Source organism: Azoarcus sp. CIB (assembly GCF_001190925.1).
GTDB lineage: Bacteria > Pseudomonadota > Gammaproteobacteria > Burkholderiales > Rhodocyclaceae > Aromatoleum.
Genome location: NZ_CP011072.1, coordinates 562,220 through 586,349, shown reverse-complemented (window position 1 = coordinate 586,349; position 24,130 = coordinate 562,220). Strand labels below are relative to the sequence as shown.

The following is a 24,130-nucleotide window of genomic DNA, read 5'->3' as shown; positions in this document are numbered from 1 at the left end:
TGCACTGCCGCAAAAACCGGCCTGCACTGCAACATGCGGGTTAAAATTGTACCTTTGATTCTCGCGGCAGCGCCCAGTGACCCCACTCAACCGAGAAGCCTTTTCCGCCTTGCGCAAGGGCGCGACGGTCATCGAAGCCGACCCGCGCGGCGAAAAGGTCCTGCGCCTGACCGACGGCTCCTTCCTCAAGCTCTTCCGCCGCAAACGCTTCCTCTCCTCGGCGCTGTTCTTTCCGCCCGCCGACTGTTTCCGGCGCAACGCCGAAGCCCTCGCCGCCCGCGGCATTCCCTGCCCGCAGGTGCTCGAGAGCTACGATCTCGACAGCGAACGCAAGACCGCCGTGCGCTACTGGCCCTTGCCCGGCGACACCATCCGCAGCCTGTTGCCCGGCCTGGGCACGGACGAGCGCTCGGCCCTGCTGCTGCGGCTCGCCGGCTTCATTGCCAAGCTCCACGACGAGGGCATTTACTTCCGCTCCCTCCATCTGGGCAACGTCCTGCTCATGCCCGACGGCGCGTTCGGCCTGATCGACGTCTCCGACATGAGCGTGCAGCGCGCCCCGATCAGCCGCCACAAGCGCGTGCGCAATTTCCGCCACGTGTTCCGCTACAAGGCCGATACGCGCCTCATCAACGAAGTCGGCGCACTGCGCTTCCTCTCGCACTACAACGCGGCTTCCGGCATCCATCTGGAGCCGGAGCACATGACCCGCATGCCCAACCTCAACCGCGCGCCGTGACGCGGCCGCGCTTCCGATAATAGGCTTCCAGCGCGGGACGGCCGCTTTCGAGCACCGCCATCAGCGTCGGGATCCAGAAGAACACCCACAGCGCGCGCGGCGAAACGATTACTCCCGGCGTCGTCGTCGCCACCCCGGCCCAACCGACGAGAGCGACCAGCATCCAGCGAGAACGGCTCCGCCACGCAGCAACGAAGAACGCGAGGGCCATCGCGAGGAAGAGCGCCAGGCCAATCGCGCCCGCCTCGTACAGTATCGACACGTAGGCGCTATGGGCATGGAAGAACTGTCCGAGGAAGCGATAGTCGTCCTTGCCGCAACCGACGAATACGCTGCAGTCGGATCCGAGCCGGCGCAGCGCATCCACCCAGATTTCGAACCGATAGCTCCCCCCGCGATCGAGCAATGCATCAGCGACTCCCAAGCCCCATAGCAGGGCGGCAGCGACTACCGCCAGCAGACTGCCGACGACGACGAGGCGCCGCTGGATAAGGAAGACGACCAGAAAGGCGGCGAACCCCACCAGTGCCGAACGCGCCTGAAAGACGACCGCGCACAGCCCCCCCAGCGCGACGAGCCCCAGCAGCGCGACAAGATAGGCCGGACGCGACCGCTCCCGGAGGCGCGGCTCGACATGAAAGAGCCACAGGAACACGAGTGAACTGCTGATCAGCAGTCCCGCATACACCGGATTCTGCCCCTGCCCCCATAGCGTGATGCGCTGCCAATAATGGTGCAACCATGCGAGTTGCGCCCACTTCACTGTGGCGAATGCGAAGAGCGCGATACTGACCAGCGCAAAACCCGTGTACGCGCGCACCACGCCGGAGCCATGGCGCTCCAGCATCGCACAACAGACGAAAAGGGCTGCGATGTAGAGCGTATCCATAAAAAATGCCGGATCCGCAATGACCAACCACGCGGTCAGTGCACCGTAGGCCGCCAGGAAAGCGGGGGCGACACGGCACAGGCCGAGCGCCGCGCGCGGCCGGGACAGCCACCATGCCAGCGCCGGAAATCCGAGGCCGATATAGAAGATGTTGTTCGACGCCTTCGAGGATATCGGCGTGTAGAACGATACGCAGAAGACGAACAATATGACGGATGCCAGCCAATAGGCTGCGCGGCCGTCGCGCAAATCCAGCTTTAGCAAGAAGACCTCAGAGCGACGGAAACACCGCCAACAGATTGTCCTTGATACCCTCGATGCCGGGGCGCTCGCACTCCCCGACCAGCGTCTCGAAACCGCTCGTGCCGCTCGCGAGGAATTCCTCCGGAGTGAGGCAGGCCGGTTCCGCGATCCCGAAGGCCGAATAGTAGTCGGCAAACTTGTAGTCGGAGATCATGCCGCGCGAGATCGCGATGCGCCGGTTCGGAACCCCGAAGGCGTCCGAGACGATCAGGCCATGCATGCTCGACGACACGATCAAATGGCACTCCTGGATCGCCTTGAGGACCTCCTCGACCGGCCAGTAGACATCGATGACCTTCACCCCGGGCAGCGCACCGACATGCTCGACGATGGGGGCCGTCTGATCGACATAGTGCGGAATGAACCCGAGGGTAAAGCGCTTCGCGGGCTTCGGTCGGCCTTCCCACCAGCGATCCGCGAGCAGCCCCGGATCCCCCAGCACCACCCCCTGAAGGCTTTCACCCCCTTCTATCTGTTCGCGCGTGAGACGGCCGCGTACGGCATGGTAGTAATGGCGCGCCGAAAACACCCGCTCCGGCGCGTCCGTGCCGCTTCCCCAGACGTGCAGGCGGCGCGGCACGAGGAAGCGCTTCGCCTTCTGCTCGCGGTTCATGATGGAGCCGATCGCCATCATGTCGGCCTTGTGGATGGGCGCATATTCGACCGGCTTGCGCGCAGCCATCTCGACGATCAGCGGCGAGAGGAAATCGCCAAAATTCCTCTGCCCGGGCTCATCCCGTCCCTTGCCTCGACACCAGTACAGTCTGATGGCCATGTTCCGCTTGCCTCAGTAACCCAACAACTCGTAGTCGCGCTCGTACACGCGACGGATGCGGTCTATCGTACGCGCCTGAAATGTCGGCTCCTGCGACTGTGGGGGCGAGACATTTGTCTGATCCAATTTGGCGTCAACTCCAAGCACTGTGCATACCCGCAGAAAATCCGCGGCCATCGTCTCCTGCCGCCCAATGAAGTCGATGCGCAACTGGCCCAACGAATCGCACAAGAACTGCCACTGCGGGGCAAAGTGCATCTGCATTCGGGCGGTTTCCTCGCACAGCCACTTCTGCACGAATCCGTCAAAGGTGTCGTAGCGCATCACCATGCGGCGCGCCGCCTGATCGCGCTGGATATCCTGATTGGAGCGCAGATAGTGGTAGGCCGAATACGCGCGGTCGAGCGGATTCCTGACGAAGCAGAACTTGAACGCGCTCTCGAAGAACTCCGGGAAATTTCTTTCGTAGAACCACAATGGCATATGCCCGTGCGTCCTTCCCGGAAACAGGGCGCGCTTCACGCTGCTCCCGGCGCACTTCGGCACATGGATGAAAATGCACGAATGGCGCTCGAAATCGACCGGCAGGCGGGCACTGTCCGAGAGAATCTTGTCGATCGCGGAACGATCGACAACCGACAGACGGTTGAGGATGGATTCACGCGCCTGCTTCGGAACAAGTTTCCAGAGATACCTTCTCATGAAGCTTCACCTAGTTGACTCTGCCGGGCGGCGCGCAGAAACACGTACCTGACAGATCGCATCCTGCAGCTGTATAAGCACATCGCGACGCCTCAGAACCCGAGCAGCTGACGGAAGCGCTCGATCGGCCCCAGGGGCGGCTTGGGGCGCAAGGGCGGCACGAGTGCCTGTGCGATCTTTTCCCCCAGCCGGTCGAAACGGTATTCGCGCTCGGCCAGCGCCTGTCCGGCTGCGGCAATCCGCGCGGCGAGACCCGCGTCCTCGCGCAGCACCGCGAGCTTCGCGCTCAGTTCCGCCGCATCGCGATACAGGACGACGTTTTCCATGTCACGGAACCCCAGCGCGGCGTTTTCCCCGGCGCCCTGATCGTTCGCGCACAGCACGCAACCGCAGGCCATCGCCTCGAAATTCTTGATCATGTACTCGCCGATTCCGGCATCGGCACCGACGAAGAAGCGGATGCGGTTCAGCGTGCGCAGATACTCGTCGCCGGAAGCCGTCCGGGTGATCAGGAGCTGCTCCCGCGCGGCGATCTCGTCGAGCATCCGGCGACGCCCCGTATACACGGAACTCTTCGTGCTGCCGACGAAGGCGAGTTCGATGTCACGCTCCAGGCCCAGATTGCGCAGCATCGTCTGGTCGTAGCCCTTGGGCACGAACACCGCGTCGACACCTTCGTCGCGCAAGCGCTGCGAAACCGTGAAGCCGGACGAAATCACGCGCGCCCAAGGCAGCTGCGCATAGTGGCGGCTGAACTTTCCCTGGTACTTGCCGGGGAAATAGTTCTGGCAGGCGTCATGCTCGAGGATCACGAGGTTCGGCACGGTGCGGATGAACGGCACCTGCCGGATCTCCTGCTTGAAGCGCAGGAAGAACACGATGCGCTCGTAGTCTTCGACACGGACGTTGCGCCGGAAATAGCGCCGCAGGTTCGCCTGGTCTTCGCGGCCGAGCCAGCGCAGGTCGCAGTCCGTGTGCGCGGCGATGCCGTCGTAGAGGCGGTCGAGGATGACGCGCTGCTCCTTCTGGACCAACAGCAGGACCTTCATGCCGCGGCCTCGACTAGCGGGTGGAATCCACCTGCATCGACGGACCACCGGCCGGAGGCGGCCAGGGCTGCGAGCGTGGCCGCATCCGCAGCCGCCAGATCCTTCCAGGCATGCTTCTTCCACACGACGAAATGCAGGTAGGGGAAGACGCGGTTTCCGTCGCGATCGTTGGTCAGCCGGCCGCGGTCCCAGAACCAGCGCTGCGGAAAATCGAAACCGCCGTCGACCCACGCGACCTTCGCGTCGGGCGTGCTGAAAGCCTCGACGAATTCCGCGCGCCGATACCAGGAGTTGAGCAGGCGCGGTAGATGCGCGACCCGGTCGGGAAGATTCTTGTAGCGGATGAAGATCCGGCTGAATGCCCCTTCGTCGAGCGCATGGTGCTTCTGGTCGGTCATGCGCGGCTGCCAGTCCCGCATCAGCCGGAAGGCCTCGCGCATTTCGCGCGTATTCCTCACCAGGCAGCAATGTCCCGAGATGCGCCGCGCGTGGGTCGCGAAAAGATCCTTCCGCGCCAGCCGCTCGGCCGTGAAATACGCGCGCAGGTCGCCCCACACGAGGTCGAGGTCACCGAAAGCCCAGAAATCGTAGCCCCGCAGCTCGTCCTCGTGGATGTAGCCGAAGGCCGGCTTCACGTCGCACAGCTTGTAGGGATTCTTCGGCGCGAAGGGGATGTCGAGCGCGCGCGCGACGCGGGCGCAATAGTCCTGGTAGGAGGTGTCCACGACGCGCACGTTGGGCGGGCAGTCGGGAATCGGCCCGCAGTCGGAGAAGAGCAGCCAGTCCACGGTCGGGTTGGCGCGGCAGCTCGCGACGAAAAAGGGCATCCAGAACGGCCAGCGACCGAAATACGGAATCAGGAAGCAGATCGACGGCTGTTGCGCGCTCATCGCATCCAGTCCGGTTCGCCGAGCACCGCCCTGACCATCGGCAGCGCAAAGAAGCGGCGCCGCGCGGCCTCGTCCGAGAAGTGCGCGTACAGGCGCTCGATGCCGCGTTCGACAATCGCCTCGCGCTCCGCCGCGGGCATGCGCGCCCCGGCCACGAGACCGCGGGCGAGCGCCGCCGCGTCGCCCAGCGGGAAAAGCGTACCCACATCGCCTACGACTTCCGGCGCGCCGCCGCAATCGGTCGCGATCACCGGCACGCGCGCGGCCATCGCCTCGAGCAGCACCATGCCGAAGGGCTCGTGGTCGGAGCTCAGTGCGAACATGTCGAACGCAGAGAAAGCGCGGCGCGCATTCGGCACCTGCCCGAGGAAACGCACCCGCTCGGCAATCCCCAGTTCGCCGGCAAGTTTCCGCAACGACGCTTCCAGCCGCCCCTTGCCGAGGATCGTCAGGATCACCTCGGCAGGAAGGTCCGGCAGGGCGCGGGCGAAGCCGCGCAGCAGCGTGGCCTGGTCCTTGTCCGGGTGCAGCCGGCCGACGTTGCCGACGACGAAGGCATCGCGCGGCAGGCCGAGCAGTTCGCGCGCCGCCTCGCGCGGCAGCACTTCGGCACGCACGGCGTCCACGTCGATGCGATTGTGCAGCGTCTCGATGCGGTCGGCCGGCCATGACGGCACGCCGCGGCGGATGTCGTCGCGGATCGCATCGGACACCCCCAGCAGGCCGAGGCGCTTGCCGAACCAGCGCGCAAAAAGCTTGTGCGTCAGGCGCTCGTAGTCACCGAAGGCGTGATGCACGCCGATCACCGGGAGCTTCGTCCCCCAACACGAGATGTGGATGGGCTTGAAGCGGTGCGCGAGGATCAGCGCGAAGTCGCGCCCGGCGATGATCTCGCGCACGCGGCGCATCGCGTCGAGCTTGAGTCCGCGCACGTCGGCGCCGTCGTAGTCGAGGTAGATCACCTCGTCGGACGCCGACAGCGCGGTGACTTCGTCGCTCGCCGGATCGGTCAGATAGACGGTCGTGACCTTGTACGGCGAATCCTTGAACAGGACCGCGTACTGGCGCGCGACATCAGCGAACGGGCCGTAGTGGCAGTGGCAGAACTGCAGGATGCGGCGTTCAGCCAAGGGCCGCGCCCTCCTTCACGACCAGCACGTCCTCCATGATCAGGTACTGCAGGTCCGAGCCGAAGAACATGTTCAGCGCGTCCGTCGGCGAGCAGATCATGGGCTCGCCGCGGCGGTTGAGCGAGGTGTTGAGCACGACGCCGTTGCCGGTGAGCTTCTCCAGTTCCTTCATCAGGTCGTAGTAACGCGGGTTGAACTCGCGCTTGAGCACTTGGGCGCGCGAAGTGCCGTCCTCGTGCACGACCTCGGGCACACGCGTCTTCCACTCCTCCGCGACTTCGAAGGTGAAGGTCATGAAGGGGGCCGGATGATCCGTCTGCAGCATCTGCGGGCCGACGGTGTCGAGCATGCTGGGGCAGAACGGCCGCCAGCGCTCGCGGAACTTGATCTGCTCGTTGATGCGGTCGGCGACGCCCGCCGCGCTGGGGCAGCCGAGGATGGAGCGCCCACCGAGCGCGCGCGGCCCGAACTCCATGCGCCCCTGGAACCACGCCACCGGATTGCCGTCTTTCAGAACTTGCGCGATGCGCGCGGGAACGTCGGAGATCTGTTGCCACTTCGGCTGCGCCGGATGCTTGGCGCACGCGGCGATCACATCCTCGTTGGAGTAGCGCGGCCCGAGATAGACGTGTTCCATCTTCTCGACCGGCACGCCGCGCGCGACCGACACGTAGGAGGCCGCGCCCACGGCTGTCCCGGAGTCGCCCGAGGCCGGCTGCACGAAGAGTTCGCGCAGATCCGGTCGCGCGATGATCTTCTGGTTGAGCTTGACGTTCAACGCGCCGCCGCCGGCGAAGGCCAACCGCCCGGTGTCGCGCAGGATGTCGCCGAGGTAGTGGTCGATCATCTGCAACGCGAGATCCTCGAACAGCTTCTGCATGCTCGCGGCGTAGTGGATGTAGGGCTCGTCGGCGATGTCGCCGGCGCGCTTCGGCCCCAGCCAGTCGATCAGCTTGGGCGAGAAGTAGTAGCCCTTGCCGTTCTCCTTGTAGCGGCGGAAGCCGATCACGTTGGCGTAATCGGTGTCGATCACCAGTTCGCCGTTCTCGAATTTCGCCAGGCGCGAGAAGTCGTACTTGTCCGGATCGCCGTAGGGCGCCATGCCCATGACCTTGTACTCGCCGTCGAGCATTTCGAAGCCGAGGTACTCGGTGATCGCGCCGTACAGGCCGCCGAGCGAATCGGGATCGTAGAACTCCTTGATCTTGTGGATCTTGCCGTTCTCGCCGTAGCCGAAGAAGGTCGTCGCGTACTCGCCCTTGCCATCGATGCCGAGGATCGCGGTCTTCTCCTGGAAGCCCGAGCAGTGGTAGGCGCTCGACGCGTGCGCGAGATGGTGCTCCACCGGCACGATCTCGGTCTTCTTCAGGTCGAAGCCGAGCTGCGCGAGGCACCACTCGATGCGCTTCTTGTAGCGGTAGTATCGGCGATTGCCCGTCAGGATCGCGTCGAGGCCGCGGTCCGGGGCATACCAGTATCGCTTCGCATAGTGCCAGCGCGCCGGCTCCGTGATGCTGATCGGCGCGAACGGGATCGCGACGGCGTCGACGTCCTGCGGCTTGATGCCGGCGAACTCGAGGCAGAACTTCGCCGCCTCGTAGGGCATGCGGTTCTTGGCGTGCTTGTCGCGCACGAAGCGCTCTTCTTCCGCCGCCGCGACGAGCGTGCCATCGATGTACAGGGCTGCGGAGGGGTCGTGCGTCAGGGCGCCGGACAGGCCGAGAATGGTCAGAGCCAAGGGTGAAGCCTCAAAAGTCATAGCGCCGAGACTCGAAAACTCTTCGGCGCAGGCATGGCGAAAAATCTTTGAAGTATACCCTCCCGGAGCCCACCGCTGACACGAGTGCAGCCCGGATCTGTAACACCTCGCGTATCATCGCGCCGCGCGATTTCCACCTGGCGTGGCCTACCCAAGCCGATGCTGCCCGCCCCACGATCCCCGGGGCACGACGCAGCGCCGCCACAAAACCAGGAAATCGCATCCCACAAGGAGACGAATCAATGGATGCACTCATTTCAACCATCAACGGCTACGTCTGGAGCCCCGCACTCGTCTATCTGTGCCTGGGCGTGGGCCTGTACTTCTCGATCCGCACGCGCTTCATGCAGGTGCGCGGCTTCAACGAGATGATCCGCCTGATGTTCGAAGGCAAGAGCTCCGACGCCGGCGTATCTTCGTTCCAGGCACTGGCGATGGCCCTTTCCGGCCGCGTCGGCACCGGCAACATCGCCGGGGTCGCCACCGCGATCACCTTCGGCGGGCCCGGCGCGGTGTTCTGGATGTGGATGACCGCCTTCCTCGGTGCATCGACCGCTTACATCGAGTCGACGCTGGCGCAGATCTACAAGGAAAAGGACGACAAGGGCCAGTACCGCGGCGGTCCCGCCTACTACATCGAGAAGGCGATGGGACAAAGGTGGTACGCCTGGATCTTCGCCGTCGCGACGACGATCGCGATGGGCCTGCTGCTGCCCGGCGTGCAGGCCAACAGCATCGCTTCGGGCGTGCAGAATGCGTGGGGTATCGATCCCGCGGTCAGCGCGGCGCTCATGGTGATCACGCTGGGCTTCATCATCTTCGGCGGCGTCAAGCGCATTGCGCACTTCGCCGAGTTCGTCGTGCCCTTCATGGCGCTCGCCTACATCCTGATGGCGCTGGTGATCGTGTTCCTGCACATCGATCAAGTACCGGCGATGATTGCGCTGATCTTCAAAAGCGCCTTCGGTTTCGAGGCCGGGTTCGGTGCGGTGCTGGGCCTCGCGGTGCAGTGGGGCGTGAAGCGCGGCGTGTATTCGAACGAGGCGGGCCAGGGTTCGGGACCGCACCCGGCGGCAGCAGCGGAAGTGTCGCATCCGGCCAAGCAGGGCTATGTGCAGGCCTTCTCGGTGTATATCGACACGCTGCTGGTGTGCTCGGCGACGGCGTTCATGCTGCTCGCCACCGGCAAGTACAACGTCAAGCACCCGGACGGGTCGATGATCCTCGATCACCTGCCGGGCGTCGAAACCGGCCCCGCCTACACGCAGGCCGCGGTCGAGTCGGTCATGCCCGGCTTCGGTGCGAGCTTCGTCGCGCTGGCGCTGATGTTCTTCGCCTTCACGACCATCGTCGCGTACTACTACATGGCCGAGACCAATCTCTCCTACATCAACCGCAAGGTGCATCGCCCGTGGCTGGTGTTCGTGCTGCGCATCGTGATGATGGCGGCGGTGACCTACGGCTCTGTGCGCAGCGCCGGCGCGGCGTGGGACCTCGGTGACATCGGCGTGGGCGTCATGGCTTGGCTCAACATCATCGCGATCCTGATTCTGCAGAAGCCCGCGCTCGTCGCGCTACGCGACTACGAGCAGCAGAAGAAGGAAGGCAAGGATCCGGTGTTCGACCCGGAGAAGCTGGGAATCCGCAACGCGGATTTCTGGGTCGATCGCCGCTGATCGACCTTGGCGGACGCGGGCGGGAGCAACGCATCCCGCCCCGCGATTTTCGATGCCGACGGGGGACTGTCGCCGTCCCCCTCAGTGGGCCTCGTCCCAGTTGTCGCCGACGCCGACCTCAACCAGCAACGGCACCGCCAAGTCGGCTACGCCGCACATCTGCGCCGGAAGTTCCGCGCGCACGCGCTCGAGCTCGTCGCGCGGCACCTCCAGCACCAGTTCGTCATGCACCTGCAGGATCAGGCGCGTCTTCAGCCCCGAGGACGCGAGCCAGCCGTGCACGGCGATCATCGCCTTCTTGATCAGGTCCGCCGCCGTGCCCTGCATCGGCGCATTGATCGCCGCACGCTCGGCGGCCTGACGGCGACCGACTTGCTGGGCGCGGATCTCGGGCAGGTAGAGGCGACGGCCGAACACCGTCTCGACGTAGCCGCGCTCCTTGGCCTCGGCCTTGACGCGGTCCATGTAGGCGGCCACCCCCGGGTAACGCGCGAAGTAGCGGTCGATCCAGCCCTGCGCCGCGGCGCGGTCGATGCCCAGATTCATCGCCAGACCGTGCGCGCTCATGCCGTAGATGAGGCCGAAGTTGATCACCTTGGCGTAGCGGCGCTGCTCGCTCGTGACTTCGGCCGGCGTCACACCGAACACCTCGGCTGCGGTCGCGCGGTGGACGTCCTCGCCCTGCGCAAAGGCTTCGAGCAGGCGCGTGTCGCCCGACAGGTGCGCCATGATGCGCAGCTCAATCTGCGAGTAGTCGGCCGACACGATCACATGATCGCGCGGTGCGATGAAGGCCGCGCGGATGCGCCGTCCCTCGGCGGTGCGGATCGGAATGTTCTGCAGGTTGGGGTCCGAACTCGCGAGCCGGCCGGTGACCGCGACCGCCTGCGAGAAGCTCGTATGCACGCGCCCGGTCTTGGGGTTGACCATGCGCGGCAGCTTGTCGGCGTAGGTGCTCTTGAGCTTCGCAAAGCCGCGATGCTCGAGCAGCAGCTTGGGCAGCGGGTAGTCGTCGGCGAGCTGCTGCAGCACCTCCTCGTCAGTCGAGGGCTGGCCGGTGGCGGTCTTCTTCACCACCGGCAGGCCGAGCTTGCCGAAGAGGATCTCGCCCAGTTGCTTCGGTGAGGCGAGATTGAAGGGCTGGCCGGCCAGATGGTGCGCCTCGCGCTCCAGCTCCATCAGGCGACGCCCCAGTTCCTCGCCCTGTTGCGCGAGCAGAAACGGGTCGATCAGCACGCCGGTGCGCTCCATCTCCAGCAGCACCTGCATCGCCGGCAGTTCGATGTCGCGGTACAGCGCCGCGAGCGCCGGCACGGCCTCCAGTTGCGGCCAAAGTGCCTGATGCAGGCGCAATGTGATATCGGCGTCCTCGGCAGCGTATTCGGTCGCACGGTCGAGCGCGACCTCGTCGAAGCCGATCTGCTTCGCCCCCTTGCCGCACACGTCGGTGTAGGGAATCGTCGTCAGGCCGAGGTGGCGCTTCGCCAGCGAATCCATGTCGTGCGACTTGTCGCTCTCGAGCACGTAGGACTGCAACAGCGTGTCGTGCGCGATGCCGGCCAGCCGGATGCAGTGGTTCGCCAGTACGTGCGCGTCGTACTTGAGGTTCTGACCGACCTTTGCATGCTGCGCGGACTCGAACCACGGCCGCAGGCGCGCGAGCACCTCGTCGAGCGGCAACTGCGCCGGGACGTCAGGCCCGCGGTGCGCCAGCGGCAGGTAGGCCGCCTCGCCCGCGACGACCGCGAAGGACATGCCGACGAGGCGGGCCGCCATCGGATCCAGGCTGGTGGTTTCGGTGTCGAAGGCGACGAGCGCAGCGGCATCCAGCTTCGCGAGCCAGGCGTCGAACGCCGCCCAGTCGAGGATCGCCGTGTAGCCGCCGCGATGCGCACCCGGCTCGACGGGTGGGTCGTCGGCCGCGGCGGCCGCGGCTGCTTCGCCGCCCGCGGGAGCCGTCGCCCCGCCACCCTGCCCGTCCAAATCCTTCAGCCAGCCACGGAACTCGAAGCGCTCGTACAGTGCGCGCAGGGCGGCCTTGTCGTCCTCGCGCGCCGGCAGGTCGTCGAGCGCGACCGGCAGCGCGACATCGGTCGCGACCGTAACCAGCTTTTTACCCAAGGGCAGGAAGTCGAGGTGCTTCCTCAGGTTCTCGCCGACCTTGCCGCCGACCTTGTCAGCGTTCGCGACGAGGCTGTCGAGCGTGCCGTACTCCGTGAGCCACTTCACCGCAGTCTTCGGACCGCACTTCTCGACGCCCGGCACGTTGTCGACGGTGTCGCCGACCAGCGCGAGGTAATCGATGATGCGCTCGGGCGGCACGCCGAATTTCGCCTCCACCCCCGCCTCGTCGAGCACCTCCTCGCTCATCGTGTTCACCCACTTCACGCCGGGGCGCACGAGCTGGGTCAGGTCCTTGTCGCCGGTCGAGATCACCACCTCCCAGCCGCGCTCGAGCGCCAGGCGCGTCAGCGTGCCGATCACGTCGTCGGCCTCGACCCCTTCCACCGCCAGCAGCGGCCAGCCCTCGGCCTGCACCGCCTCGTGCAGCGGCTCGATCTGCGCGCGCAGGTCGTCGGGCATCGGCGGGCGCTGCGCCTTGTACTCCGGATACCAGTCGTCGCGGAAGGTCTTGCCCTTGGCGTCGAACACACAGGCGCGGAATTCGGCCTTGTAGTCGCTTTCGAGCCGACGTAGCATCGACAACACACCCCGAATCGCTCCTGTCGGCTCGCCCTTCGAATTGCGCAGATCCGGCAGCGCGTGAAACGCGCGATACAGATAGCTGGAACCATCGACGAGCAACAGGACGGGCATCGGACAAACTTCCTTGCGGGATCCGGGCGAATTCCGGAATCAGATGAAGCCGGCACACGGACCGGCAGAACGACAAGACGAGAACAACATGACCGCGAAAGAGAAAGTCCCTCCCAGCGCGCCGAGCAGCACGACGCAGCGCTTCAACGCCCGCGAGTCGTGGCGGATCTTCGGAATTATGGCAGAGTTCGTCGAGGCGACCGAACGGCTCAACTCCGTCCGCCCCGCGGTGTCGATCTTCGGCAGCGCGCGCATCCCGCCCGACCACATGTACTACATCCTCTCCGAAAAGATCAGCCGGCTGCTGTCCGACGCCGGCTTCGCGGTGATCTCCGGCGGCGGCCCCGGCATCATGGAAGCGGCGAACAAGGGTGCCTACTTCGGCAAGAGCCCGTCGATCGGGCTCAACATCCAGCTGCCGATGGAACAGAGCTCCAACCCCTACCAGGACATCTCGCAGACCTTCCAGCACTTCTTCGCGCGCAAGTTCATGTTCGTGCGCTTCGCCTCGGCCTATGTCGTGATGCCGGGCGGCTTCGGCACGCTGGACGAGCTGATGGAAGCCCTGACGCTGATCCAGACCGGCAAGAGCCGCAAGATCCCGATCATTCTGGTGCACGGCCCGTTCTGGAAAGGCATGATCGACTGGTTCCGCGAGCGCCTCGTCGCCGAACGCATGATCAACCCCGAAGACCTCGAACTGATCCAGGTCATCGACACGCCCGAGGAGGTCGTCGAGGCGATCTTCAAGCACTACGAAAACCGCGGCTTCCTGCCGCTGCCCGAGGAACACGAACTGCTGCTCAACCTGTAATGACGGACGCACAGCGCGGGTCCCTGCTAGAATCCGCGCCATCCAAGGAGAGCACCATGCGCCGCAACCTGATCGTGCTGCTGATGGCCCTCGCAACCCCGGTTGCGGCCCAGCAGCCTCCGAAGCTCGAACCGATCCCCGAACCCCCGCCGATGCCGGCGAGCGATCCGTCGCTGGATCCCGAAGTCCGCATCGTCAAGCGCGGCGAGGACACCGTTCAGGAATACCGCATCCGCGGCAAGCTCTACATGCTCAAGGTCACGCCCCCGCACGGCGTGCCCTACTACCTGATCGACAACGAAGGCAACGGCGTGATGGCGCGGCAGGACGTGCTGCCGACCCTGGCCGTGCCGATGTGGGTGATCAAGTCCTGGTAATGCAACCCCGGCCCGCTGGCCACTGACTCACCCTCTTCCCTGCCATGTCCGTTTTCACCGCTGTCGCCCCCGAGACGCTGTCGTGCTGGCTCGGCCGTTATGCCATTGGCCGCCTCGTCGACCTGCAAGGCATCTCGGCCGGCGTGCAGAACAGCAACTTCTTCGTCACCACCACGCTCGGCCGCTACGTGCTGACGCTGTTCGAGGCGATCCCGCGCGCCGAACTGCCCTACTTCCTGCACCTCATGGCCCATCTCGCGCGCCACGGCCTGCCGGTGCCGGGGCCGATCGCCGACCGCGACAACGAATACCTCGGCACGCTCTCCGACCGCCCCGCCGCACTGGTGATGCGCCTGTCGGGCAAGTCCGAGATGGCCCCCACGGCGCTGCACTGCGAGCGCGTCGGCGCGATGCTCGCAGGCCTGCATCTGGCCGGGCTGTCCTACGGCCGGCGCCAGGACAACCCGCGCGGCGCGGCGTGGCGCACGGCCGCAGCGGCGCGCGTGCGCACCTTCCTGCCCGCGGACGAGCAAGCCCTGCTCGATGCGGAACTCGCCTTCCAGGCCGCAGTGGACTATGCCAGCCTGCCGCAGGGCGTGATCCACGCCGACCTCTTCCGCGACAACGTGCTGTGGGACGGCGACTACATCGGCGGCGTGATCGATTTCTACTTCGCCGGCCACGACGCGCTACTCTTCGACGTCGCCGTGACGGTGAACGACTGGTGCACGACCGCAGGCGGCGAACTCGACCCGCAGCGCACCGCCGCCCTGCTCGCCGCCTACCATGCCGAACGCCCCTTCACCGATGCCGAGCGCACGAACTGGCCGGCGCTGCTGCGTGCCGCCGCGCTGCGCTTCTGGCTATCGCGAGCCGAGGATTTCCACCTGCCCAAGGCGGGCGAGATGGTGCTCGTGAAGCCGCCCGCCGAATACCGCGACATCCTGCGCCTGCGCATCTCCGCAACACCACCGCTGCCGCACTGAACGATGAACGATCCGCACACGACCGATCACGCCGCATCGCACCGCCGGCACCCCCTCCCGCCGCCGGGCCACGTCACCCCTGCGGACACGCTCCGATGGATCGCCGCGGGCTGGAAGACCTTCATCGCCAACCCCGGCATCTGGATCCTCCAGACGCTGGTGCTGATCGCCGTGCTGTTCGCGCTCGCCGCAGCGGTGGGCTTCATCCCGACCTTCGGCCCGCTGCTCGCCCCGCTGGTCCTCCAGCTGGTGTTCCCGATGCTCGTCGCCGGCATGGTCACCGGCGCGCACGCGCAACATCAGGGCCAGCCGCTGCGTGTCGGCCATCTGTTCGAAGGCGCGCGCCGGCATTCGGGGAACCTGCTGATGGTCGGTTTCTTCTACGTGCTCGGCGGACTCGCCGCGGCGCTGGTGGCGGTCCTCGTCGGCAGCAGCGCCGCAGTGACCGGCATGCTGGTCGGCCTGCTCGGCACCATCGGTCTCGCCAATGGCGTCGCCCTGCTGTCGGCCGCGCTGTGGCCCGTTCTGCTGATCCTCCTGTTGATGGCGCTGTGGTTTGCCCCGCCACTGGTCGTGCTGCAGAACGTCTCGCCGCTCGACGCGATGAAACTCTCGCTGCGCGCCTGCATCTCCAATCTCGCCAGCTTCATCGTCCTCGGCTTCGTGATCTACCTGCTGACCTGGTTCGCCATGCTGCCGTTCGCGCTGGGCGTCCTGGTGCTCGTCCCGGTCCTGGCCGGCGCGCTGTACGCAGCCTGGCAGGACACCTTCGCTCCGCGCGCCCCGCAGCCGACACCCGCGCTGCCCGGCCCCACCGACGCCCCTGCCGAGTAAGCGCATGCAAGCACGACAACTTCCGGCCCAGCGCGGCTTCGCATGGCTTGGCGAAGGCCTGCAACTGTGGCGGCGCAACCCCGCGCTGCTCACCTTCGCGTCCTTCGGCTACCTGCTGCTGCTGATCCTCGTCAGCGTCGCTCCGTTCATCGGGCAGGTCCTCGCATCGCTGCTGATGCCCGTCCTGTCGCTGGGCGTGCTCAACACCTGCCGGGCCATCGACGCCGGCCGTAAGGCCGGGCCGGACGTGCTGTTCTCCGGCTTCCAGCAGAATCTCCCCGCGCTGGTCGCGATCGGCGGCCTCTATCTTGCCGGCAGCCTGCTGGTGCTGGCGCTCACCGCCGTCGCCGACGGTGGCACCCTGTTCGGGATCATGACGAGTGGCGGCAAGCTCGAGCCCGAGATCGCGACCAGCACCGGCTTCACTATGGCGCTGCTGATCGCGATCTCGCTGTCGACGCCGGTGATGATGGCCTACTGGTTCGCCCCCCTGCTCGCGGGCTGGTGGAAGGTATCGGCCCCCAAGGCAATGTTCTTCAGCTTCTTCGCGTGCCTGCGCAACTGGCGTCCCTTTCTCGCCTACTCGATCGCGCTGGCGCTGTTCGGCGCCATCCTGCCGGGCATCGTGCTCGGCATCGTCGGCATGGTTTCGCCGACGCTCGCGACGCTGCTCTCGGTGCCGCTGCCGCTGCTGCTGATCCCCATCATCTTCGCCAGCTTCTACGCCAACGCGCGCGACATCTTCGGCGAACCCGACAATGTCCCCGAGCAAGCCTGACGCCGGCGCACTGGGGGTGCTTGGCGGCACCTTCGACCCGATCCATTTCGGCCACCTGCGCCTCGCCGAGGAGGCCCGCGAGGCGCTCGGGCTCGCGCAGGTCGCCCTGATCCCCGCCGGCCAGCCGCCGCACCGCGATGTGCCCCAGTCCCCCGCCACCGACCGCCTGGCGATGGTGCGGCTGGCGAGCGCCGGCAACCCCGGCCTCGCCGTCGACGACGGCGAGGTGTTCGCGCCGAGCAAGAGCTACACGGTGCTGACGCTGGAGCGCCTGCGCGCACTTCACGGCGCACAGCGCCCGCTGGTACTGATCCTCGGCGCCGACGCCTTCAACGGCCTGCCGGGCTGGTACCGCTGGCAGGAGCTCTTCGGCCTTGCCCACATCGCGGTCGCCAACCGCCCAGGTTTTGCCCCGCATGGCCGGCGCTGGCCCGGCACGCTGTCGCCGGAACTCGACGCGGCGTGCGCGGGTCGCATCGACACGGACCCCGCCGTCCTGCACCGGACCCCTGCCGGACGGGTCGTTCCCTTCGACATGACGCCGCTGGCGATCTCCGCGTCGCTGATCCGCGACCTCATCCACGGCGGGCACAGCGCCCGCTATTTGCTGCCCGACTCCGTTCTCGACTATATTGGGCTGCACCACCTTTACCGCAGAACCTGATGGACACCCGCACACTCGAAAAAACCGTCGTCGCCGCCCTCGAAGACATCAAGGCCAAGGACATCGAAGTCATCGACACCACCCGACTGACCTCGCTGTTCGACCGCATCGTCATCGCCACCGGCGACTCCAACCGCCAGACGCGGGCGCTGGCGCGCAACGTGCAGGAAAAGGTCCGCGAAGCCGGCGCCCCGGTCGTCAGCGTGGAGGGCGAGGAAACCGGGGAATGGGTGCTCGTCGACCTCGGCGACATCGTCGTGCACATCATGCAGCCGGCGATCCGCAGCTACTACAACCTCGAGGAACTGTGGGCCACCCCCTCGACCCTGCGGCGCGGGCGCGCGGCGGCAGGCGTCGCGGCGCAGTGACACGCCCCCTGCGGCCGGCCCCGGGTCGGCCGCACCGCCTGCACACACATCCATGAAACTGTTGATCGTCGCGGTCGGCACGCGCATGCCCGCGTGGGTCGAGGCCGGCTTCGACGAATTCGCGCGCCGCATGCCGCGCGAGCTGCCGCTGCAACTCGTCGAGGTGAAGGCCGAACCGCGCACCACCGGCAAGACCGTCGAAGCGATGATGACGGCCGAGGCGACGCGCATCGATGCGGCCCTGCCGCCGCGCTGTCGCCGCGTGATCCTCGACGAACGCGGCAGCGACCTCACGACCGTCGAGCTGTCGCGCCGACTGGAAGCCTGGCAAGCGGACGGAGCCGACGTCGCGCTGATCGTCGGCGGCCCCGATGGCCTGTCACCCGCCCTGAAGTCGAGCGCGCACGAGCGTATCCGCCTGTCGAGCCTCACGCTTCCGCATGCGCTGGTACGCCCGCTGCTCGCCGAAGCCCTGTATCGCGCCTGGACGGTGCTGAAGAACCACCCCTACCACCGGGAGTGAGCGGTAGCCTACGGGACGATGCGGACGATACCTTCCATGCCGTCCTCGCGATGCCCCGGCAGGCTGCAGAAGAAGGAATACTCGCCCGGCTTGAGCGGCACGAGCCAGAGCTCGATGTTGTTGTGCGAGCGCACGTAGACGGAATTCACGTAGTCGGCGATGACGCGCCCGACGCTGGAATTCACCATGCGCAGCGCGATCACCTTTTCGTCGAAGAGCGAACCGCCAACCATGTCGTGCGCCACCGCGCCGACGTTGCGCAGCACCAGCTTGTACGGCTGGCCGACCTTGAGGCGGATCTCGTCGGGCTCGTAGCTGTGGTCCTTGAGCGCGACCTCGACTTCGCTCACTTCCGTCCAGTCGATGCCGGCGAGCGCCGGATGCATGCGCACAGCCGGCTCGTCCTCGGCCCATGCGCCCCCCGCGCCGAACGCTAGCACGAAAGCGAGCAGCGTCGCCCGCAAGGCGCCGGCCAGGGCATGCCGCACGCTCATTTCACCGCGCCGAAATCAAACACCAGCGGCTCGGACACGCTCTTGTGCTCGGCACTGGCCTTGTTGAACACGGCGATCTGCCCGGTGATCCGGGCGCCGGGCTTGAGTGCGACGTCGTCCGCATGGCCGGAGTCGAGGGCGCGGGCGAATTCGAGATTCCAGCGCCCGGCCTTCCACACACCCTTGGCGGCGACGTCCGCGACGCTGCCCGAGGCGTTCGCAGCGGCGAACGACGGCAGGCGGTCGCCCTTGTTTTCCTTCGGGCGCGGCAGCATCTCGTAGGGCGCGACGCCCTCGTCGCGACGCTTCGAGATGTAGATCACCGGGCCGTCCTTCACCTGGTACTCGGCGGCCGATTCCTGCAACTTCGTGGTGACGTGGTGCGTCATGTCCTCGGCGATGCCGTTCGCATTGGTCCGCGCAGCCGACCACAGCCAGACGTCGACCTTGTAATCCTTGGTCGACAGCATCGTCCGGTCGAAATCACCGGCAAGGTGGAAGCGCACCGCGAACATGTCCTCGAGCTGATTCTCGCGCTGGTACTTGTCGCCGCGCCAGCTCCATTCCTTGTGCACGGTGTCGGCGGCATCGTCGGGATAGCGCACGGCAAGATAGAAGCGTCCCGCCGCGACGCCTGCCTTCAGCTCGACCGTGAGGCTGCCGGCCACATTACGCTCGCCGGCCGGATCGAGGCCGTACTTCGCGCGCTCCTCGCGTTCCAGCGCCGGTTTGACCGGCACCTTGACCCAGCCGCTACCGCCCCATTCGCCCAGTTCGCCATCGACCTTCGGGGGCGCGGCGAGGTTCGCCACCGCAATGACCTGCGGCGTGGGGGTCTGGGCCTGTGCCGCAAACGGCAGCAGCAAGAGGAGCGAGGCAAGGAACTTCATCGGGCGGCTCGGCTGGGTAGTGGAGGCGGACTTATTCGACGACGATCTTGCCGTACATGCCCTGATCCTTGTGGTCCTCGATCGTGCAGATGACGTCGAACTCGCCCTTGTTCACGGTGACGAAGAACAGCTCGACCGCGCCGCCGTTCTTGTAGGCCTCGACGGCCGTGAAGTACGGCGCCTTGATCTCGCCGCCATTCGGCTTGGGCGTCTGCACCTTGCGCCACGCGACCGATTTGAAGAACTCCGTCGCGGTGTAATAGTGATCCTTCTGGCCCACGTTCTTGATCACCAGACGGTACGGCTGGCCGGCCTTGAGCTTGAGGTCCTGCGGCGTGAAGCTGTGCTCGGTGAGTTCGACCGTGATCGTTTCCATCGCGTCCCAGTTGGCGGCCTTCACGATTGCGGCGGCATCGGCGACCGGCTCGGCGGCGCCTGCCGTGAACGAAGCGGAAAGGATTGCCCCGGCGACGAGAGTGATAATGGACATGCGCATGCGGACTTGCTCCAGGGTAAGCGGGCGACGCAACGGCGCCGGCCCGATTTGACGATGGCGGATCTGCCTGCGTGCATCGACGACGTCGACCGCCAGCACGCGGGCATTAGATGACCGGGGAATTGTATCAACTAAATGCAATGACAACGATGACGGGCGGACAGGGCGAACGGACCGCCTCGTCTGAAATCGAAGCTGCCGCACGCGTATGCACGGGTCGCCGCGCCGCAAGGAGGGTAGAATCCGCCCAATAACCGCCGGCATCCCGCACCCGACCCCCCGACAGCCATGAGCAACCTCCAAGCCCGAATCTATCTCGCGTCGCGCAGCCCACGCCGGCGCGAGCTCCTGCGCCAGATCGGCGTGCATTTCGACCTGCTGGTGTTCCGCGGCACGGAGCGTGGCGCGGACGCCGACGTCGACGAGACGCCGCTGCCGGACGAGAACGTCGAACACTACGTCGAGCGCGTCGCGCTCACCAAGGCCCAGGCCGGATACCGGCGTCTGCAATGGCGCACGCTGCCGCAGCACCCGGTGCTGTCGGCTGACACGACGCTGGAGCTCGACGGCGAAATCATCGGCAAGCCGGCTGACGCGGTCGATGCCGCTGCGATCCTGCGCCGCCTTTCGGGACGCACGCATCGCGTGCTGACCGCGGTGGCGATCAGCGACGGCACGCGCACGCGCAGCTGCATCAGCACCAGCGAAGTCCGCTTCCGCGCCCTCACCGACAACGAGATCCGCCACTACGTCGCGACCGGGGAGCCGATGGACAAGGCCGGCGCCTACGGCATCCAGGGGCGCGCCGCCGTCTTCATCGAGGAGATCCGCGGCAGCTACACCGGGATCATGGGCCTGCCGCTGTTCGAGACCGCACAGCTCCTCGACGCCTTCGGCTATCCCCTGTAAGCTCGGCAGGTCCCTGCCCGGGGTTTGCCGGGCCGCGCCCTCGATGGGCAATGCGCAATCGGTGCCTCACGTCTGCGCTTGCGCATTTCCCATTGGCAGTCATTCCATGAGCATCGAATTCCTCATCAACTTCACGCCGCAGGAGACGCGCGTAGCGATCGTCGAACAGGGTGTAGTGCAGGAGCTGCACGTCGAGCGAACCGCCAGCCGCGGCATCGTCGGCAACATCTACCTCGGCAAGGTCGTGCGCGTGCTGCCGGGCATGCAGTCGGCCTTCATCGACATCGGCCTCGAACGCACGGCCTTCCTGCACGTCGCGGACATCTGGAGCGACCGCCACAACGGCGACACCGGCAAGCCGATCGAACGCATCCTCGTCGAGGGCCAGAGCCTCACCGTGCAGGTGCTGAAGGATCCGATCGGCACCAAGGGCGCGCGCCTGTCGACGCAGATCAGCATCGCCGGCAGGCTGCTCGTTTACCTGCCCCAGGAAAAGCACATCGGCATCTCGCAGCGCATCGAGGACGAGGCCGAGCGCGAGGCGCTGCGCGAGCGGCTCACGCGCCTGGTGCCTGAGGACGAGGCCGGCGGCTTCATCGTGCGCACCATGGCCGAATCGGCCTCGGACGAGGAGCTCGCCGCCGACATCGCCTACCTGCGCAAGCTATGGGGCGAGATCCGCAACAGCGCAACCGGCCGCTTCCCGCCGAGCGTGCTGTACGAGGACCTGAGCCTCGGCCAGCGCGTGCTGCGCGACCTCGTCAATGACGACACCACGCGCATCCTGGTCGACTCGCGCGAGAACTTTCAGAAGCTCACCAGCTTCGCCGCCGAATACAGCCCCAAAGTGCTGCCGCTGCTCGAGCACTACGGCGGCGAGCGACCGCTCTTCGACCTGCACAGCATCGAGGAGGAAATCCAGAAGGCGCTCGCGCGGCGCGTCAGCCTGAAATCCGGCGGTTACCTGATCATCGACCAGACCGAGGCGATGACGACCGTGGACGTGAACACCGGCGGCTTCGTCGGCGCGCGCAACTTCGACGACACGATCTTCAAGACCAACCTCGAAGCGGCGCAGACCATCGCGCGCCAGCTGCGCCTGCGGAATCTCGGCGGCATCATCATCATCGACTTCATCGACATGGAAAACCCCGAGCACCGCGACATGGTGCTCGACGAATTCCGCAAGGCGCTCGCGCGCGACCACACCAAGATGACGGTGAACGGCTTCACCGCCCTGGGCCTCGTCGAGATGACCCGCAAGCGCACGCGCGAATCGCTCGCCCACCTGCTGTGCGAGCCCTGCCCGACCTGCGGCGGTCGCGGCGAGGTCAAGACGGCTCGCACCGCGTGCTACGAGATCCTGCGCGAGCTGCTGCGCGAGGCGCGCCAGTTCAACGCCCGCGAGTTCCGCGTGCTCGCGGCCCCCAACGTGATCGATCTCTTCCTCGACGAGGAGTCGCAATCGCTCGCGATGCTGTCGGACTTCATCGGCAAGAAAATCTCGCTGCACCCGGAAGCGAGCTACTCGCAGGAACAGTTCGACATCGTGCTGCTGTAACTCTCCCGGACTCCCGCCACCATGATCGGACGCATCGCCGGCATCCTGCTGGAAAAAAACCCACCCCAGATCGTCGTCGATGTGCAGGGCGTCGGCTACGAGATCGACGTGCCGATGAGCACCTTCTACGGCCTGCCCGCGACCGGCCAGGCGGTGTCGCTGTTCACGCATCTCGCGGTACGCGAGGACGGGCACTTCCTCTACGGCTTCGCCAGCGCCGACGAGCGCGCGGCGTTCCGCCAGCTGCTGAAGGTCTCCGGCATCGGCGCACGCACCGCGCTGGCGGTGCTGTCGGGCCTGTCGGTGACGGACCTCGCGCAGGCGGTCGCGCTGCAGGAAGCCGGTCGCCTCGTGAAAATCCCGGGCATTGGCAAGAAGACCGCCGAGCGCCTGCTGCTGGAACTGCGCGACAAGCTCGGCAAAGCGTTGCCGACGCTCGAGGCGACCGTTTCGGCGGGGGTCGTCACGGCAGCGCCGGACGCCCGCAGCGACATCCTCAATGCGCTGCTCGCGCTCGGATACAACGAGAAGGAAGCACTCGGCGCGATGAAGACGGTGCCCGAGGACAGCGGCGTTTCCGACGGCATCCGGCTGGCACTCAAGAGCCTGTCGAAGGCCTGAAGCGCCGGCTCGCGCTGCGCTAAACTGCCGCCATGATCGAAACCGACAAGCTGCACGCCCCGCGCATCATCTCCGCGCAGACCACCGACCGCCAGGAAGATGTCGTCGAGCGCGCGCTGCGCCCGAAGCGGCTGGCCGAATACGTCGGCCAGGCGAAGATCCGCGAACAGCTCGAGATCTTCATCGCCGCGGCGCGCCAGCGCGGCGACGCGCTCGACCACGTGCTGCTGTTCGGCCCGCCGGGGCTGGGCAAGACCACGCTCGCGCATATCGTTGCGGCCGAGATGGGCGTGAATCTGCGTTCAACCTCCGGCCCGGTGCTGGAGCGCGCTGGCGACCTCGCCGCGCTGCTCACGAACCTCGAACCGCACGACGTGCTCTTCATCGACGAGATCCACCGCCTGTCGCCGGTCGTCGAGGAGATCCTGTACCCCGCGCTGGAAGACTTCCAGATCGACATCATGATCGGCGAAGGCCCGGCCGCGCGCTCGGTGAAGCTCGACCTGCCGCCCTTCACGCTGGTCGGCGCGACGACGCGCGCGGGCATGCTGACGAACCCGCTGCGCGACCGCTTCGGCATCGTGTCGCGACTGGAGTTCTACACGCCGGAGGAGCTCGCCTTCATCGTCAGCCGCTCTGCGCACCTGCTCGACGTGACGATCGACGACAGCGGCGCCTTCGAGATCGCACGCCGCTCGCGCGGCACCCCGCGCATCGCCAACCGCCTGCTGCGCCGCGTGCGCGACTACGCACAAGTGAAGGCGGACGGCGACATCACGGCGAAAGTCGCGGATGCGGCACTGCGCATGCTCGACGTTGACCACCTCGGTCTGGACCTGATGGACCGCAAGCTGCTCGGCGCGATGCTGGAGAAGTTCGCCGGCGGCCCGGTCGGCCTCGACAACCTCGCCGCCGCGATCGGGGAGTCGTCCGACACCATCGAAGACGTGCTCGAACCCTACCTGATCCAGCAGGGCTACCTGCAGCGCACGCCGCGCGGGCGCATCGCCACCGCGGCCATCTGGGCACACTTCGGGCTCGCTCGCCCGTCGCGCGACGGCGAGCTGTTCGGCGCCTGAAGGCGGG

25 protein-coding genes are annotated in these 24,130 nt (G+C 66.4%); 14 read left to right on the top strand and 11 right to left on the bottom strand.

Features of this window, described 5'->3' with window-relative positions; translation table 11 throughout:
* Window positions 1-76 precede the first annotated feature (76 nt).
* On the top strand, window positions 77-739 hold the full coding sequence (locus AzCIB_RS02465; protein ID WP_050414442.1) for a phosphotransferase: 663 nt from the start codon (window positions 77-79) through the stop codon (window positions 737-739).
* Here the strand turns inward: AzCIB_RS02465 and AzCIB_RS02460 are convergent.
* From AzCIB_RS02460 to AzCIB_RS02430, 7 genes are all read right to left on the bottom strand, one after another.
* A complete protein-coding gene (locus AzCIB_RS02460; protein ID WP_232299336.1) occupies window positions 723-1,877 on the bottom strand; it encodes a hypothetical protein in 1,155 nt (384 codons plus the stop codon). The genes AzCIB_RS02465 and AzCIB_RS02460 overlap by 17 nt on opposite strands.
* Window positions 1,878-1,899: 22 nt before the next feature.
* Window positions 1,900-2,706: a polysaccharide pyruvyl transferase family protein gene (locus AzCIB_RS02455; protein WP_050414440.1), complete on the bottom strand. Its 807-nt coding sequence runs from the start codon at window positions 2,704-2,706 to the stop codon at window positions 1,900-1,902.
* A gap of 12 nt (window positions 2,707-2,718) precedes the next feature.
* The gene (locus AzCIB_RS02450) at window positions 2,719-3,408 is read right to left on the bottom strand and encodes a sulfotransferase family 2 domain-containing protein (RefSeq protein WP_050414439.1); all 690 of its coding nucleotides are present in this window, start codon (window positions 3,406-3,408) and stop codon (window positions 2,719-2,721) included.
* A 92-nt stretch (window positions 3,409-3,500) separates the two neighbouring features.
* Window positions 3,501-4,457 carry a glycosyltransferase family protein gene (locus tag AzCIB_RS02445; RefSeq protein ID WP_050414438.1) on the bottom strand — a complete coding sequence of 319 codons (957 nt, stop codon included), beginning with the start codon at window positions 4,455-4,457 and terminating at the stop codon, window positions 3,501-3,503.
* Window positions 4,454-5,347, bottom strand: coding sequence for a DUF6625 family protein (locus AzCIB_RS02440; protein WP_050414437.1), 894 nt, complete (start codon window positions 5,345-5,347; stop codon window positions 4,454-4,456). Before AzCIB_RS02440 ends, AzCIB_RS02445 begins: the two co-directional genes overlap by 4 nt.
* Window positions 5,344-6,477: a glycosyltransferase gene (locus AzCIB_RS02435; protein ID WP_050414436.1), complete on the bottom strand. Its 1,134-nt coding sequence runs from the start codon at window positions 6,475-6,477 to the stop codon at window positions 5,344-5,346. Before AzCIB_RS02435 ends, AzCIB_RS02440 begins: the two co-directional genes overlap by 4 nt.
* Complete coding sequence (locus tag AzCIB_RS02430; protein WP_050414435.1) at window positions 6,470-8,215, bottom strand: carbamoyltransferase family protein; 1,746 nt, start codon at window positions 8,213-8,215, stop codon at window positions 6,470-6,472. Before AzCIB_RS02430 ends, AzCIB_RS02435 begins: the two co-directional genes overlap by 8 nt.
* 263 nt (window positions 8,216-8,478) lie before the next feature.
* On the opposite strand from AzCIB_RS02430, the gene AzCIB_RS02425 reads away from it, so the two are divergent.
* Window positions 8,479-9,912 carry an alanine/glycine:cation symporter family protein gene (locus tag AzCIB_RS02425; protein WP_050414434.1) on the top strand — a complete coding sequence of 478 codons (1,434 nt, stop codon included), beginning with the start codon at window positions 8,479-8,481 and terminating at the stop codon, window positions 9,910-9,912.
* An 81-nt stretch (window positions 9,913-9,993) separates the two neighbouring features.
* Here the strand turns inward: AzCIB_RS02425 and polA are convergent, their stop codons facing one another.
* Complete coding sequence (polA, locus tag AzCIB_RS02420; RefSeq protein ID WP_050414433.1) at window positions 9,994-12,729, bottom strand: DNA polymerase I; 2,736 nt, start codon at window positions 12,727-12,729, stop codon at window positions 9,994-9,996.
* An 88-nt stretch (window positions 12,730-12,817) separates the two neighbouring features.
* On the opposite strand from polA, the gene AzCIB_RS02415 reads away from it, so the two are divergent.
* Genes AzCIB_RS02415 through rlmH form a run of 8 tightly spaced genes read left to right on the top strand, consistent with a single transcriptional unit; the run spans window position 12,818 to window position 18,073 of the window.
* Entirely contained in the window at window positions 12,818-13,543 is a 726-nt protein-coding gene (locus AzCIB_RS02415) for an LOG family protein (RefSeq protein ID WP_050414432.1), read from the top strand.
* A gap of 56 nt (window positions 13,544-13,599) precedes the next feature.
* Complete coding sequence (locus tag AzCIB_RS02410) at window positions 13,600-13,920, top strand: DUF2782 domain-containing protein (RefSeq protein WP_050414431.1); 321 nt, start codon at window positions 13,600-13,602, stop codon at window positions 13,918-13,920.
* Between the two features lie 44 nt (window positions 13,921-13,964).
* The gene (locus AzCIB_RS02405) at window positions 13,965-14,906 is read left to right on the top strand and encodes a homoserine kinase (protein ID WP_050414430.1); all 942 of its coding nucleotides are present in this window, start codon (window positions 13,965-13,967) and stop codon (window positions 14,904-14,906) included.
* A 3-nt stretch (window positions 14,907-14,909) separates the two neighbouring features.
* The gene (locus tag AzCIB_RS02400; protein ID WP_050414429.1) at window positions 14,910-15,740 is read left to right on the top strand and encodes a BPSS1780 family membrane protein; all 831 of its coding nucleotides are present in this window, start codon (window positions 14,910-14,912) and stop codon (window positions 15,738-15,740) included.
* Window positions 15,741-15,744: 4 nt separating this feature from the next.
* Window positions 15,745-16,518, top strand: coding sequence for a BPSS1780 family membrane protein (locus AzCIB_RS02395; RefSeq protein ID WP_050414428.1), 774 nt, complete (start codon window positions 15,745-15,747; stop codon window positions 16,516-16,518).
* Window positions 16,499-17,182, top strand: a complete 684-nt coding sequence (nadD, locus tag AzCIB_RS02390) for a nicotinate-nucleotide adenylyltransferase (RefSeq protein WP_050414427.1) — start codon at window positions 16,499-16,501, stop codon at window positions 17,180-17,182. The genes AzCIB_RS02395 and nadD overlap by 20 nt, the downstream gene beginning before the upstream one ends.
* Window positions 17,182-17,550 (top strand): ribosome silencing factor, encoded by a 369-nt coding sequence (rsfS, locus tag AzCIB_RS02385; protein ID WP_050414426.1) that lies wholly within the window; start codon window positions 17,182-17,184, stop codon window positions 17,548-17,550. Before nadD ends, rsfS begins: the two co-directional genes overlap by 1 nt.
* Before the next feature lie 52 nt (window positions 17,551-17,602).
* Window positions 17,603-18,073, top strand: coding sequence for a 23S rRNA (pseudouridine(1915)-N(3))-methyltransferase RlmH (rlmH, locus tag AzCIB_RS02380; RefSeq protein ID WP_050414425.1), 471 nt, complete (start codon window positions 17,603-17,605; stop codon window positions 18,071-18,073).
* An 8-nt stretch (window positions 18,074-18,081) separates the two neighbouring features.
* Here the strand turns inward: rlmH and AzCIB_RS02375 are convergent, their stop codons facing one another.
* From AzCIB_RS02375 to AzCIB_RS02365, 3 genes are read right to left on the bottom strand one after another with little or no spacing between them, the layout of a single operon-like run.
* Window positions 18,082-18,567, bottom strand: a complete 486-nt coding sequence (locus AzCIB_RS02375) for a cupredoxin domain-containing protein (RefSeq protein WP_050414424.1) — start codon at window positions 18,565-18,567, stop codon at window positions 18,082-18,084.
* A complete protein-coding gene (locus AzCIB_RS02370) occupies window positions 18,564-19,457 on the bottom strand; it encodes an ethylbenzene dehydrogenase-related protein (RefSeq protein WP_050414423.1) in 894 nt (297 codons plus the stop codon). The genes AzCIB_RS02375 and AzCIB_RS02370 overlap by 4 nt, the downstream gene beginning before the upstream one ends.
* Window positions 19,458-19,488: 31 nt before the next feature.
* Window positions 19,489-19,953 (bottom strand): cupredoxin domain-containing protein, encoded by a 465-nt coding sequence (locus tag AzCIB_RS02365; protein WP_050418169.1) that lies wholly within the window; start codon window positions 19,951-19,953, stop codon window positions 19,489-19,491.
* A 288-nt stretch (window positions 19,954-20,241) separates the two neighbouring features.
* On the opposite strand from AzCIB_RS02365, the gene AzCIB_RS02360 reads away from it, so the two are divergent.
* The 4 genes from AzCIB_RS02360 (at window position 20,242) to ruvB (ending at window position 24,123) form a co-directional block, all read left to right on the top strand.
* A complete protein-coding gene (locus tag AzCIB_RS02360; protein WP_050414422.1) occupies window positions 20,242-20,862 on the top strand; it encodes a Maf family protein in 621 nt (206 codons plus the stop codon).
* Window positions 20,863-20,968: 106 nt separating this feature from the next.
* Window positions 20,969-22,423 carry a ribonuclease G gene (gene rng, locus AzCIB_RS02355; RefSeq protein ID WP_050414421.1) on the top strand — a complete coding sequence of 485 codons (1,455 nt, stop codon included), beginning with the start codon at window positions 20,969-20,971 and terminating at the stop codon, window positions 22,421-22,423.
* A 21-nt stretch (window positions 22,424-22,444) separates the two neighbouring features.
* Window positions 22,445-23,044 carry a Holliday junction branch migration protein RuvA gene (gene ruvA / locus AzCIB_RS02350; protein WP_050414419.1) on the top strand — a complete coding sequence of 200 codons (600 nt, stop codon included), beginning with the start codon at window positions 22,445-22,447 and terminating at the stop codon, window positions 23,042-23,044.
* Window positions 23,045-23,076: 32 nt separating this feature from the next.
* Window positions 23,077-24,123 (top strand): Holliday junction branch migration DNA helicase RuvB, encoded by a 1,047-nt coding sequence (gene ruvB, locus AzCIB_RS02345; protein ID WP_050414418.1) that lies wholly within the window; start codon window positions 23,077-23,079, stop codon window positions 24,121-24,123.
* Window positions 24,124-24,130: the final 7 nt, after the last annotated feature.